Source organism: Rhodanobacter sp. B05 (genome assembly GCF_002001085.1).
Lineage (GTDB): Bacteria > Pseudomonadota > Gammaproteobacteria > Xanthomonadales > Rhodanobacteraceae > Rhodanobacter.
Genome location: NZ_MUNU01000015.1, coordinates 455,163 through 468,846 on the forward strand (window position 1 = coordinate 455,163; position 13,684 = coordinate 468,846).

Genomic DNA, 13,684 nt, shown 5'->3' on the forward strand with positions numbered 1-13,684 from the left:
GGCTTCGCGGCTAAAATGGCCGGCTTTCCCCATGCAGGAACTCCCATGGATTTCCGCTTTACCGAAGACCAGTTGTCGATCCAGTCGATTGCCCGCGACTTTGCGCAAAAGCGCATCGTGCCGGTGGCAGCCGAACTCGATGCGAAGGGCGAGTTTCCGCTGGAGAACATCCGCGAGATGGGCCAACTCGGCCTGATGGGCGTCGAGGTGCCTGAGGCTTACGGCGGTGCCGGCATGGATTCGATCGCCTATGCGCTGGCAGTCATGGAGATTGCGGCGGCCGATGCGGCCACCTCGACCATCATGTCGGTGAACAATTCGCTGTTCTGCAACGGCATCCTCAAGCACGGCAACGAGGAACAGAAGCAGAAATACGTACGCGCGATCGCCACCGGCGAGGCGATCGGTGCCTACGCGCTGACCGAGCCACAGTCCGGCTCCGACGCCTCGGCGATGCACACCCGCGCCACCAGGAACGACGGCGGCGACTGGGTGATCAACGGCAAGAAAAGCTGGATCACCTCCGGGCCGGTGGCACGCTACATCGTGCTGTTCGCAATCTCCACGCCGGGCATCGGTGCGAAAGGCGTCTCGGCCTTCATCGTCGACACGCAACTGCCGGGCTTCCACGCCGGCAAGACCGAGCCGAAGCTGGGCATCCGTGCGTCGGCGACCTGCGAGATCGAATTCACCGATTACGTGCTGCCGAAGGAAAACCTGCTGGGCGAAGAGGGCAAGGGCTTCTCGATCGCGATGGGCGTGCTCGACGCCGGCCGCATCGGCATTGCCTCGCAGGCGGTGGGCATCGCCCGCGCCGCTTACGAAGCTACGCTGCAGTGGTCGCGTGACCGCAAGGCGTTCGGCCATCCGATCGGCACGTTCCAGATGACCCAGTCCAAGATCGCCGACATGAAATGCAAGCTGGATGCGGCGACCCTGCTGACCTTGCGCGCGGCCTGGGCCAAGGGTGAGGCGGAAAAGCATGGCGGTCGCTTTGGCACCGAGGCGGCGGTGGCCAAGCTCACCGCGTCGGAGGCGGCGATGTGGATCAGCCACCAGGCGGTGCAGATCCACGGCGGCATGGGTTATTCCAAGGAGATGCCGCTGGAGCGCTATTTCCGCGACGCCAAGATCACCGAGATCTACGAAGGCACCAGCGAGATCCAGCGGCTGGTGATTGCGCGCGCCGAGACCGGGTTGCGCTGACGGTGTCATGTAGGAGCCCGCTCGCGGGCGATGCTGTTGCTTTGATGTTGGATAGGAAAATTCAGAGCAACAGCATCGCCCGCGAGCGGGCTCCTACATTATTTCAACTTCCGCGCCGCGGATCCGAGTCGAACGACTGCATGCCGTGACCACTCGGTGTGGCTGGTGTGGCGGTATCGCCATCCAGCTTGTCGCCCAGCAATCGCCGCACCACGACGTAGAACACCGGGATCAGCAGCACGCCGAGGAAGGTGGCGAACAGCATGCCGCCGATCACGCCGGTGCCGATCGCGTGGCGCGCGTTGGCGCCGGCGCCGCTGGAGATGAACAGCGGGAACACGCCGAGGATGAAGGCCAGCGAGGTCATCAGGATCGGGCGCAGGCGCAGGCGGGCCGCATCGATGGTGGCCTCACGCAGCGAGCGGCCGGCTTTCTGTTCGGCCACCGCGAACTCCACGATCAGGATCGCGTTCTTCGCGGCCAGGCCGATCACCGTGATCAGGCCGATCTTGAAGTAGATGTCGTCTGGCAGGCCGCGCAGCAGGGTGAACACCACCGTGCCGAGCAGGCCCAGCGGCACCACCAGCATCACCGAGACCGGGATCGACCAGCTTTCGTACAGAGCGGCCAGGGCCAGGAACACGATCACGATCGACAGGATCATCAGCAAGGTGGCGGCATTGCCGGACAGGATTTCCTGGTAGGACTGGCCAGTCCAGTCGAAGCCGAAACCCTTGGGCAGGTTGTTGTGGACGATCTGCTCCATCTTGTTCATCGCCTCGCCCGAGGCGTGTCCGGGTGCCGGCGAGCCCACGATTTCGACGGCGGAGTAGCCGTTGTAACGGGTCAGCGATGGCGAGGACACATCCCACTGGCTGCGCACCACGGTGGACAGCGGAATCATCTCCGGTGTGCCGCTGGCGGTGGTCTGGGTGCTGGGGGTGAAGATGTGCTGCAGCGCTTCGGGGCCCATGCGATACGGCGCGTCGGCCTGCATGATCACCCGCTTGATGCGGCCACCGTAGGTGAAGTCGTTGACGTATACCGGCGCCAGCATCAGTCCGATCGCGTTGTAGATGTCACCCACCTGCAGGCCCATCGACTGCGCCTGCACGCGGTCCACATCCAGGTGCAGCTGTGGTGAATCCTCCAGCGCATTGGGCCGCACGCCGGTCAGCCCGGGATCCTGGCTGGCCTTGCCCAGCAGGATGTTGCGGGCCGCGGTGAGTGCGTCGCGACCGGCGCCGCCACGATCCTGCAGGTACATGTCGAAGCCGCCGAACTGGCCCAGCCCCTGCACGGTGGGGATGTTGGCCACGAAGATCCGTGCATCGTGGATCTGCTGCATCTCGCCGTTGGCGCGCTGGATGAATTCGGCGGCGGTGACGTCGCGCTTGGCCCAGTCCTTGAGCTTGATGAAGGCCATGCCCGCATTCTCGCCGGAACCGATGAAGCTGAAGCCGGTGACCTGCAGCACGCCTTCCACCGCCGGGTCCTTCTTCAGGATCTCGCGCATCTGCGCCATCACCGCCGAGGTGCGCTGCTTGGTGGCACCCGGCGGCAACTGGATCACCGACAGCGCGTAGCCCTGATCCTCTTCCGGCAGGAAGCTGCCGGGCAGGCGCGTGTACAGGAAGCCGCCCAGCACCGCGAGCAGCACGAAGGCCAGCATCCAGCGTGGCGCGTGACGCACGGCGCCGCCGATATGGCCGGTGTAGGTGTGCGTGGTCCAGTCGAACAGCTGGTTGAACTTGCGGAACAGGATGTTCTTCTTCTTGTCGTGCTCCGCCTGCAGGAAGCTGGCGCACAGGGCCGGCGTGAACGAAAGCGCCAGGAAGGCCGAGAAGCCCATCGACATCGCGATGGTCAGCGCGAACTGCTTGTAGATGATGCCGGAGGCGCCCGGCTGCAGCGCCGAGGGGATGAACACCGCCGCCAGCACCACGGTGATCGCCACCACCGCGCCGGTGATCTGGCCCATCGCCTTGCGCGTGGCGTCCTTGGGCGACAGACCTTCCTCGGTCATGATGCGCTCGACGTTCTCGATCACCACGATCGCGTCGTCGACCACGATGCCGATCGCCAGCACCATGCCGAACAGGGTCAGCTGGTTGATGGTGAAGCCGAGTATGAGCATGCCCAGGAACGTGCCGAGCAGGGCGACCGGGATCACCAGGGTCGGGATGATGGTGGCGCGGATGTTCTGCAGGAACAGCAGCATCACCAGGAACACCAGGATGATCGCCTCGATCAGCGTGTGCACCACCTCGTTGATCGAGATGGTCACGAAGGCGGTGCTGTCGTACGGGCTGAACCAGGTCACGCCCTGCGGGAAGCTTGGCGCCAGCTCGTCCATCTTGCTGCGCACGGCGGTGGCCACGTTGAGCGCGTTGGCGCCGGGCAGCAGCTGGATCGCGAACGCGCCGATCGGCTTGCCGTTGTACTGGGTGTCGAAGCCGTAGCCGCCGGGACCGAAGCTGATGCGCGCCACGTCGCCGAGGGTGACCGTGGTGCCGTCCGGGTTCGCGCGCAGGATGATGCCGGCGAACTGTTCGGGCGAGGTGAAGCGGCCCTCGGTCGACACGGTGGCGCTGAAGCCCTGGCCGGGCAGGGCCGGGTCGGCGCCGAGCGAGCCCGCCGCGAACTGCACGTTCTGCGCCTGGATTGCGGCCAGCACCTGGCTGGCCGACAGGTTGTAGCCGTGCAGCTTGTCCGGGTTCAGCCAGATCCGCATGGCGTATTCGGAGCCGAACTGCTGGGTGCTGCCGACGCCGGGCACGCGGGAGATCTGGTCGAGCACCTGCGAGCCGACGATGTCGTTGAGGCGGTCGCGATCGATGCTCGGGTTGTCCGAGGTCAGCGCCACCACCATCAGGAAGCCGGAGTTGGCCTTGGCCACCACCACGCCCTGCTGGGTCACCTCGGACGGCAGCCGTGGCGTGGCCAGCGCCACCTTGTTCTGCACCTGCACCTGGGCAATGTCGGGATCGGTGCCGCTTTCGAAAGTCAGCGTGATGCTGGCACGCCCGTTGGCACTGGACGACGAGCTGAAATACAGCAGGTGGTCGATGCCGGTCAGCTGCTGCTCGATCACCTGGGTGACGGTCTTTTCGGTGGTGTCGGCGCTGGCGCCGGGGTAGGTCGCGCTCACCGTCACCGAGGGCGGGGCGATCGTCGGGTACGACTCCACGCCCAGGTTGAGGATGGCCAGCACGCCACCCAGGGAAATCAGGATGGCGACCACCCAGGCGAAGATCGGGCGGTCGATGAAGAAACTCGGCATCGTCGTGACTCCGTTACTTGCCGCTCGGCGCGGCTGGCGGATGGCTCGATGACGAGCTGGCGGCGGGATGCCACGGGCTGGCCTTGGCCGGTGCGCCCGCCTTCACGTTCTGGATGCCCGAGACCACCACCTGGTCGCCGGCCGCGAGGCCGTCGTTGATGACCCAGTTGCCGCCGACCATGTCGGCGGTGGCGACGTCCTTGCGCACGACGTTGCCGTCGGCGCCGACCGTCATCACGTACGCGCCCACGGTGTCGCGCTGCACCGCCTGTTGCGGCACCAGGAACACCTTGTGCTGCTGGCCGAGGTTGGCCTTCAGCGTCACGTACATGCCGGGCAGCAGGCCGTGCTTCGGATTGGGCACCTTGGCGCGCAGGTTGACCGAACCGGTGGCCGGGTTGACCGTGGTGTCGGAGAAATCCAGCACGCCGGGCTCGGCATAGACGCTGCCGTCGGGCATGGTGATCTGCACGCTGGCCTTGTTCGGGTCGGCCAGGGTGACGTTGCCGCTGCTCTGCGCGCGGCGCATCTGTTCCAGCGAATCCACGCTCATGGTGAAGTTCACGTACAGCGGATCGATCTGGTCGACGGTGGTCAGCAAGGTGGCCTCGCCATTGCCGACCAGGGCACCTTCGGTGACCTGCTGCTGGCCGGCGCGGCCGTCGATCGGCGAAGTCACGTTGGCATAGCCCAGGTTGATGCGAGCTGTTTCCACGTTGGCGCGGGCAGCCTGCACGGCGGCGGCGCTGCTGCGTTCGGCCGCCAGCGCGTTGTCCAGGTCGGACTTCGACACATACCCCTTGGGCGCCAGTTCACGCACGCGCTGTGCGGTGACCTTGTTGTTGGTCCAGGTTGCCTGGGCCTGCGCCAGCGATGCCTGTGCGGCGTTCAGCGCGGCCTTCAGCGGAGCGGGGTCGATCTGGAACAGCAGCTGCCCGCGCTTCACGTTGGTGCCTTCGTCATAGTCGCGCTTGAGCAGCACGCCGGCCACCCGCGCGCGCACGTCGGCGCTGCGGAATGCCGAGAGGCGCCCGACCAGATCACGCGTCAGCGGCGAACTCTGCGGCTGCGCCGTGATCACGCCAACTTCCGGTGGCGGCATCTTCGGCGGCCCGTTTTCCTTGCCCCTGCCGCAGGCGCTCAATACCAGCAGGCTCAGGCACAGCAGCGGCGTGCTCAGTAACGAGGACTTCATGGGAACTCCAGGATTTCTTGACGTGCTTGTTGTTGGGGTGTGGGGTGAAGCCTGACGTCGTGCGGCAGACGGAACGAATACCGCACGACGTCAGGGGTGTCGCGTGCCACAAGTTGGCTCGGTATATGGATCGCCCGCGCGGCTGTCGTCGCCTTGTTGCGGCCGTGCCACGCTGGACGGGTGATGAAAAATCCATACTGGACTGCCTAGTATACATATTATGGGTGGCTCGTGGCCAACTTCGCATCGGCATCGCGTGCATTTCGCGACGCATCGATTTGGCAAGCGGTCGCGTGATCTTCGTTCAGGCCTTGTCGATGCCGCGCGACGGATGATGAGCCTTTTACGCCAGTCAGCCGTGTCGGCCGGGTCGACGCGGCCCCGCGCAAGTGGATTCGCGTGGTGGCGCAGCGTATCCTTCAGCGGATTTGTTACGCGATTCCCGATTTCGTCCCAACTTACCAGCAGATGCCATGAATGCGACCATTGCGGCAACCGATCATTCCCTTCCGTCCGTCGTGCTTGCCGAGCTGAAGAAGGGTGGTCTCTCGCCCCAGCGTCTGGCCCAGGCCGAGGCGTTCAGCGCTGCCTTCTTCGCCCGGGTTGGCGGCAGCGACATCCATCTGCACACGCCGGTGCAATGGGCGGCGCTGGTGGGTGGCCTGCTTGAATTCATGCAGCAGCGCCCGGCGGGGCGCGCCGTGGTGCGCGTGCTGAGCCCGGCCGATATCCATGCCGGGCGCAGCCTGTTGCAGATCGTTACCGACGACATGCCGTTCCTGATCGATACCGTGAGCATGGTCGTGTCGGACAGCCTGCAGACGCACGCGGTGATCCACCCCGTGGTGATGGTGTCGCGCGACGCCGCCGGCGCCCTGCAGCGCATCGGCGACGCGACGGGGCAGGCCGAATCGGTGATGCATTTCGAGATCGACCGCGCCGCCGATGCAGCCGAGCAGGAACTCCTGAAGACCCAGGTCGAGGCCGCGCTGGAGGACGTGCGCGCGGCCGTCGGCGACTGGGCCGCGATGCGCGACAAGGCACTCGCGGTTGCCGACGAATTGCCGCAGCGGGCGATGCCGCTGGATGCCGCCTCGGTGCAGGAGGCGTCCGCCTTCATGCACTGGCTGGCGGACGACAACTTCACTTTCCTGGGATATCGCGAATACGAAGTCACCGATGCCGATGGCGAACGCGTGCTGCGTTCGGTGGGGTCGTCCGGCCTGGGCATCCTGCGCAAGACCGATCGCTCGCTCGCGCCGCGTTCGCTGCGTACGCTGGCGGCGACCGAGCTGCCGCAGTCGGGGGCTACCGATGCGATCATCCTGACCAAGACCAATGCGCGCTCGCACGTGCATCGTCCGGGCTACATGGATTACGTCGGCGTGCTGCAGTTCGGTGCCGACGGCAGGGCCGTTGCCGAGCAGCGCTTCCTCGGCCTGTTCACCTCCAGCTCGTACATGACCCGTCCGCAGGACGTGCCACTGGTGAGGCACAAGGTCGAGGCCGTGATGGCGCGTTCGGGCCTCAAGCGCGATTCGTATTCAGGCAAGTCGTTGCGCCACATCCTGGAGACGCTGCCGCGCGACGAGCTGCTGCAGGGCACCGAGGACGAGCTGTTCAATACCTCGATGGGCATCCTCGAACTGCGCCAGCGGGCACGCACGCGGTTGTTCGTGCGGCGCGACCGTTACGGGCGTTTCTTCACCTGCATGGTGTTCGTGCCGCGCGACCGTTTCAACACCTCGGTGCGCGAACGCATCGAGGCCATGCTGGGCACGGCCCTGCACGCCGTGCAGAGCGATTCCTCGGTGGAAATGGGCGAATCGGCGCTGGCGCGGCTGACCATCGTGATGCGGCCCAAGATCGGCGACCAGCCCGTCTATGACCTGGCTGCGCTCGAGCATGGCGTCGCCGCCATCGTGCGCAACTGGCATGACGAGGTGCGCGACGCGCTGGTGCATCTGCGCGGCGACCACGAGGGCGTGGTGCTGGCCAATCGCTACGCGAAGTCGTTGCCGGCCGGTTACGTCGAGGACGTGAGCCCGGGCGTGGCCGCCGAGGACATCCATCAGTTGTCGCAGCTGGCGGGCGACAACGCCTTGCGCATGTCCTTCTACCATCCGCCGCAGGAACCGGAGACGCTGCGCTTCAAGGTCTACCGCTCCGGTGGCGATATCGCCTTGTCCGAGGTCTTGCCGCAGCTGGAAAACCTCGGCCTGCGCGTGCTCACCGAGCACGTCTACGAGATTCCCGGCGATGCGCCGCTGTCGATCCAGGACTTCGACGTGCAGCCGGTCGGCAAGCTCACTTTCAGCGTCGAGCAGGTCGGCGCCCTGTTCGAGGATGCGTTCGAGCAGATCTGGCGCGGCAACGCCGAGAACGACGGCTTCAACCGGCTGGTGCTGGGTGCCAAGTTGAGCTGGCGCCAGGTCGCGATGCTGCGCGGTTATTCGAAGTACCTGCTGCAGACCGGCGCCACGTTCTCGCAGAGCTACATGGAGGAGACCCTCAACCGCTACCCGGCGATTGCCGGTCTGCTGGTGGAGTTGTTCCTGGCGAAATTCGATCCGCGTCGCGAGGCGCTGTCGGCGGGCGAGTTGAAGCTCGCCGGTGCCACCCTCGCGGTCGAGATGCAGACCCTGATTCCCGCCCACGTCCAGGCCGCGCAGCCCGCCCTGATCAACGACATGAGCGCCGCGCTGTCGCGGCCCCGCGCCGAGCAGATCGGGGTGGTCGAAGGGGCCATCGGCGTGCTGCTGGAGAACGTCGCCAGCCTCGACGAGGATCGCATCCTGCGCAGCTTCGTCGGCTTGATCCGCGCCACCTTGCGCACCAGCTTTTTCCAGCGCTGGAATGGCGAGTACCGGCCGTACATCAGCTACAAACTCGACTCGCACCAGGTATCCGAGCTGCCCAAGCCCGTGCCGTATCGCGAGATCTGGGTCTGCGCGCCGCGCGTGGAAGGCATCCACCTGCGCTTCGGCGCGGTGGCGCGTGGTGGCTTGCGTTGGTCCGACCGCCGCGAGGATTTCCGCACCGAGGTGCTGGGCCTGGTGAAGGCGCAGATGGTGAAGAACACGGTGATCGTGCCGGTCGGTTCCAAGGGCGGCTTCTTCGTCAAGAAGGCGCCCGTCGGCGGCGACCGCGACGCGCAGCTGGCCGAGGGCATCGCCTGCTACAAGCTGTTCATCAACGGCCTGCTCGACATCACCGACAACCTGGCCGACGGCAAGGTGGTGAACCCGCACGACGTGGTTCGTCACGACGACGACGATCCGTACCTGGTGGTGGCCGCCGACAAGGGCACGGCCACGTTCTCCGACATTGCCAATGCGATCTCGATCGAGCACGACTACTGGCTCGGCGACGCATTTGCCTCCGGTGGCTCGCACGGCTACGACCACAAGGGCATGGGCATCACCGCGAAGGGCGCGTGGGAATCGGTCAAGCGTCACTTCCGTTCGCTCAACCGCGATTGCCAGACCCAGGATTTCACCTGTGTCGGCATCGGCGACATGTCCGGTGACGTGTTCGGCAACGGCATGATGCTGTCCGAACACATCCGCCTGCTGGCCGCGTTCGATCATCGCCACGTGTTCCTCGACCCGAACCCGGATGCGGCACGCACCTTCGTCGAGCGCCAGCGCCTGTTCAAGGTGCCACGCTCGAGCTGGGACGATTACGACAAGTCGCTGATCTCCGCCGGCGGCGGCGTGTATCCGCGCAGCGCCAAGTCGATCCCGATCTCGCCGGAAGTGCGCGCGGTGCTGGGCCTGAAGCCCGACGTGGAGCACCTGGCGCCGAGCGATCTGCTCGGTGCGATCCTGAAGGCCCCGGTCGACCTGCTGTGGAACGGCGGCATCGGCACCTATGTGAAATCGTCCGCCGAAACGCATGCCGACGTGGGCGACCGCGCCAACAACGCACTGCGCGTCAACGGCGCGGATCTGCGCTGCAAGATCGTGGGCGAGGGCGGCAACCTGGGCATGACCCAGAAGGGCCGCATCGAGGCGGCGCAGAAGGGCGTGCTGCTGAACACCGATTTCATCGACAACTCCGCCGGCGTGGACACCTCCGACCACGAGGTGAACATCAAGATCCTGCTGAACGACGCCGTGCAGCGTGGCGAGCTGAGCTTCGATGCGCGCAACACCCAGCTCGCCGCGATGACCGACGAAGTGGGCCAGCTGGTGCTGTGGGACAACTACCGGCAGAACCAGGCGATCACCCTGATGGAACACCAGTCGGTGGGTCGCATCGGCTCGATGGCGCACTTCATCCGCACGCTGGAGGCCGAGGGCACGCTGGATCGCCAGGTCGAGAACCTGCCGTCCGAGGCCGAACTGACCGAGCGCAAGACCCGCGGGATCGGCCTGACCCGGCCGGAATTGGCGGTGCTGCTGTCGTACGACAAGCTGCGCCTGTTCCAGCAGATGCTCGATTCGGACGTACCGGAAGATCCGTACCTGTCCAAGGAACTGGTGCGTTACTTCCCCGAGCCGTTGCACGAGAAGTATGCCGAGCACATGCAGCGCCATCGCCTGAAGCGGGAGATCATCGCCACCGCGGTGACCAACTCGACGGTCAACCGCATGGGCGCGACCTTCATGATGCGCATGCAGGAAGACACCGGCCAGGGCCCGGCGGCGATCGCCAAGGCGTACACGGCGGCGCGCGAGATTCTCGATGCACGCGCGCTGTGGGCGCTGATCGAGGCGCTGGACAGCAAGGTCGCCGAGGATACCCAGGTGGATGCAGTCAAGCAGATCTGGTCGCTGCTGCGCCACATGACCCGCTGGCTGCTGAACCGGCCGGGCGGTTCGCTGGACATCGCCGAGAACGTGGCGCGTTATCAGGATGGCGTATCCGCGTTGCGCAAGGCGCTGCCCGAGGTACTCACGCCGACCGGCATGGGCGATTTCTCCTGCACCCGGGAAAAATGGGAAGGACTCGGCCTGCCGGACGAGCTTGCCCTGCGCCTGTCGCGCATGCCGGACCTGCGTGCTGCACTCGACATGGTCGAAGTGGTGCAACAGAGTGGCCAGCCGATGGATCAGGTGGCCCGGGTCTTCTTCGAGCTGGGCGAGGCGCTGGACCTGGATTGGCTGCGCGGGCAGATCGAGGCGTTGCCGGTCGAAGGCCACTGGCATGCGCAGGCGCGCGGTTCGTTGCTGGACGAACTCAACCACCAGCACCGCGCGCTGGCCTTGCAGGTGCTGACCCTGGCCAGCGCTCGCAAGGATGTCTCGCCGGTACAGGCGTGGCTGCAGCGCGACGACGCCACCCTGCAGCACACCCGCAGCATGCTGGCGGAGATCCTCACCCAGAACGCGGACTATCCGATCGCCTCGGTGGCGGTGCGTCGTCTGGCGCAGCTGGCGCAGGTGCCGGTGGCCTAGGAGCAGGAAGTCGGGATTGGGGATTCGGGAAGGCGGTCGCGTGCGCGCTTGCTTGGCGCGGCTATTGCCCCGATGATCGGTGGCGACGGGGGGCGGTTTTGCCGAATCCCGAATCCCCAATCTCCAATCCCATCGCCTTATGCGCCTTGCCTTCGTCGCCAGCGATACCAGTGTTGCCCAGCAGGCGCGCCGCAAGCTGGTCGAGCGCTATGGCGATGTCCCGGCCGAGCAGGCCGAGCTGATCGTGGCGCTCGGCGGCGACGGCTTCATGTTGCGTACCCTGCATGCGTATCGCGCGCTGGAAGTGCCGGTGTATGGCATGAAGCTGGGCCGGGTCGGTTTCCTGATGAACAAGCACCGGCTCGACGATCTGCCGGAACGGATCGCACGGGCGCATACGGCCTCGCTGTTTCCCCTGCAGATGCAGGTCACTGACGCCGCCGGCGCGGAACATTCCCGGCTTGCCTTCAACGAGGTTTCGCTGCTGCGCCAGAGCAACCAGGCTGCGCATCTGGAGGTACAGCTCAACGATGCGGTGAAACTGACGACCTTGGTCTGCGACGGCGTACTGGTCTCGACCCCGGCCGGTTCGACCGCCTACAACCTGTCCGCGCACGGCCCGATCCTGCCGCTCGACGCGAACGTGCTGGCACTTACCCCGATCAGTCCGTTCCGTCCGCGCCGCTGGCGCGGCGCGATCCTTCCGCATCGCACCGAGGTCATCCTGCGCGTGCTCGACCCCGCCAAGCGCCCGGTCAGCGCCACCGCCGATTTCCACGAAGTGCGCGACGTGCGCACGGTGTCGATCCGCCAATCCGGCGACCAGGGCGTGCGCCTGCTGTTCGATCCCGAACACAATCTGGAACAGCGTATCCTCGACGAACAATTCGCGGCGGAATGAGCTGAGAGCGAGAAGTGAGAAACGAGGAGTGAGGAGTGAGAGAAAGCAGGCTCCGCACCTCGGCTCTCTCTCACTCCTCACTCCTCTTCACTCACTCCTCGCTCAATGCAGTAGATTCGTGCCATGACCCAGCCCACCGCCCACGACCCCGGCGCGCCCAGCGACAATCGCCTCGTCGTGGCGATTTCCTCGCGCGCGCTGTTCGACCTGGGTGACAGCCACGCGTTGTTCGAGCGCGATGGCCTCGATGCCTACCGTTCGTTCCAGATCGAACACGAGGACGAGATCCTCCGGCCCGGCGTGGCGTTCCCGCTGGTGCAGAAGCTGCTCGGTCTCAACAAGCTGGCCGGCAATGTGCCACCGGTCGAGGTGATCCTGCTGTCGCGCAACTCCGGTGACACCGGCCTGCGCATCTTCAACGCGATCCAGCACTACGGCCTGGAGATCAGCCGCGCCGCGTTCACCAGCGGCGCACCGACCTCCGATTACATCGCGCCGTTCAAGGCCGACCTGTTCCTGTCGGCGAATGCCGAAGACGTGGGCCGCGCGTTGGCGGCTGGCGTGGCCGCGGCCACCATCCTGCCCAGTACCGCGCCGCCGCGCGCCAGCGAACAGTTGCGCATCGCGTTCGACGGCGATGCGGTGATCTTCGGCGACGAAGGGGAACGGGTGTCGCGGGAGGAAGGTCTGGAAGCCTTCCACCGCAGCGAAACCGAGCATGCTGCCGAACCGCTGTCGGTGGGGCCGTTCCGTGGTTTCCTCACCGCGTTGCACCGGCTGCAGACCGCGTTTCCCGCCGAGGATTCGCCGATCCGCACCGCTCTGGTCACCGCGCGCTCCGCACCCGCGCACAAGCGCGTGATCCTGACCCTGCGCCGCTGGGGCGTGCGCATCGACGAGGCGCTGTTCCTCGGCGGTCGCGACAAGGGCCCGTTCCTCGATGCGTTCGGCGCCGACATCTTCTTCGACGACTCGCCGGCGAACGTGGAGTCTGCGCGCAAGCACGTGGCGACCGGGCATGTGCCACACGGGGTGAGCAACCGCTGACGACTGCAGGTGCTTCGGGTGACGCCTGTCACTGGCCGTGGCGCGGACCCGGGCGTAACGTGATCGCCTGTCCCGGAGGAGCACCAGCATGAGCATGCACCATCGTGATCCCGATTATCCGTATCGTCGCCGCCACCGGGTCTTTCCCGCCCTGGTCGTGATTGCCTTCGGCGCGTTCTTCCTGTTGGACAACCTCGGCTACGACCCGGACTTCTTCCGCCAGAACAACTGGTGGGCATGGTTGATCCTGCTCGCCGCGGTAGCGCCGTTGCTCGAAGCCGTGCAGCGCTTTCGAGACGTCGGGACGATCGATGGCGGAGTGCTGCACTTTCTGCTTTCGGCGGCCGCCATTGTCATGGTGGCCCTGATGTTCATCCTGTCGCTGTCGTGGCAGGTGTGGTGGCCGGTATTCGTGATCTACGGCGGGCTGTGCATGCTGGCGCGGAACTGGAGGAGTACGCCGGACAATACGGCCCCGTAACGGAACAGGCGGGGCTCCATGTGTTCCACCGCTCAGGGTCTGTGTTTAGACCGATGACATGGGTAACGGACGTGCCAGGACATGGGTAACAGTTTAGTCGGCTTCACGCATATCGATGCTGGCCAGCCGATGATGAGCGAAGTAAAGCGTGTAAATGCCGTCCTGGTTG

General features: G+C 65.7%; 7 protein-coding genes. 5 read left to right on the top strand and 2 right to left on the bottom strand.

Translation table 11 applies throughout. The features are described 5' to 3' along the window. Window positions 1-45 precede the first annotated feature (45 nt). A complete protein-coding gene (locus B0E47_RS10715; RefSeq protein WP_077514218.1) occupies window positions 46-1,206 on the top strand; it encodes an acyl-CoA dehydrogenase family protein in 1,161 nt (386 codons plus the stop codon). Between the two features lie 103 nt (window positions 1,207-1,309). Here the strand turns inward: B0E47_RS10715 and B0E47_RS10720 are convergent, their stop codons facing one another. Then, window positions 1,310-4,489 (bottom strand): efflux RND transporter permease subunit, encoded by a 3,180-nt coding sequence (locus tag B0E47_RS10720; protein WP_077514219.1) that lies wholly within the window; start codon window positions 4,487-4,489, stop codon window positions 1,310-1,312. 13 nt (window positions 4,490-4,502) lie between these two features. Then, window positions 4,503-5,684 carry an efflux RND transporter periplasmic adaptor subunit gene (locus tag B0E47_RS10725; RefSeq protein WP_077514220.1) on the bottom strand — a complete coding sequence of 394 codons (1,182 nt, stop codon included), beginning with the start codon at window positions 5,682-5,684 and terminating at the stop codon, window positions 4,503-4,505. 473 nt (window positions 5,685-6,157) lie between these two features. Here B0E47_RS10725 and B0E47_RS10730 point away from each other — a divergent pair, with 473 nt between their 5' ends. The 4 genes from B0E47_RS10730 (at window position 6,158) to B0E47_RS10745 (ending at window position 13,515) form a co-directional block, all read left to right on the top strand. Beyond that, on the top strand, window positions 6,158-11,086 hold the full coding sequence (locus B0E47_RS10730) for an NAD-glutamate dehydrogenase (protein ID WP_077514221.1): 4,929 nt from the start codon (window positions 6,158-6,160) through the stop codon (window positions 11,084-11,086). A 139-nt stretch (window positions 11,087-11,225) separates the two neighbouring features. After that, window positions 11,226-11,987: an NAD kinase gene (locus B0E47_RS10735; protein WP_077514222.1), complete on the top strand. Its 762-nt coding sequence runs from the start codon at window positions 11,226-11,228 to the stop codon at window positions 11,985-11,987. Window positions 11,988-12,110: 123 nt separating this feature from the next. Beyond that, window positions 12,111-13,034, top strand: a complete 924-nt coding sequence (locus B0E47_RS10740; protein ID WP_077514223.1) for a 5'-nucleotidase — start codon at window positions 12,111-12,113, stop codon at window positions 13,032-13,034. Between the two features lie 88 nt (window positions 13,035-13,122). After that, window positions 13,123-13,515, top strand: a complete 393-nt coding sequence (locus B0E47_RS10745) for a DUF5668 domain-containing protein (RefSeq protein ID WP_077514224.1) — start codon at window positions 13,123-13,125, stop codon at window positions 13,513-13,515. Window positions 13,516-13,684: the final 169 nt, after the last annotated feature.

Excerpts from the sequence above, each read along its gene's own strand:
- B0E47_RS10745 (WP_077514224.1), top strand. The coding sequence starts at position 13,123 with ATGAGCATGCACCATCGTGATCCCGATTATCCGTATCGTCGCCGCCAC.
- B0E47_RS10725 (WP_077514220.1), bottom strand. The coding sequence starts at position 5,684 with ATGAAGTCCTCGTTACTGAGCACGCCGCTGCTGTGCCTGAGCCTGCTG.
- B0E47_RS10735 (WP_077514222.1), top strand. The coding sequence starts at position 11,226 with ATGCGCCTTGCCTTCGTCGCCAGCGATACCAGTGTTGCCCAGCAGGCG.
- B0E47_RS10715 (WP_077514218.1), top strand. The coding sequence starts at position 46 with ATGGATTTCCGCTTTACCGAAGACCAGTTGTCGATCCAGTCGATTGCC.
- B0E47_RS10730 (WP_077514221.1), top strand. The coding sequence starts at position 6,158 with ATGAATGCGACCATTGCGGCAACCGATCATTCCCTTCCGTCCGTCGTG.
- B0E47_RS10740 (WP_077514223.1), top strand. The coding sequence starts at position 12,111 with ATGACCCAGCCCACCGCCCACGACCCCGGCGCGCCCAGCGACAATCGC.
- B0E47_RS10720 (WP_077514219.1), bottom strand. The coding sequence starts at position 4,489 with ATGCCGAGTTTCTTCATCGACCGCCCGATCTTCGCCTGGGTGGTCGCC.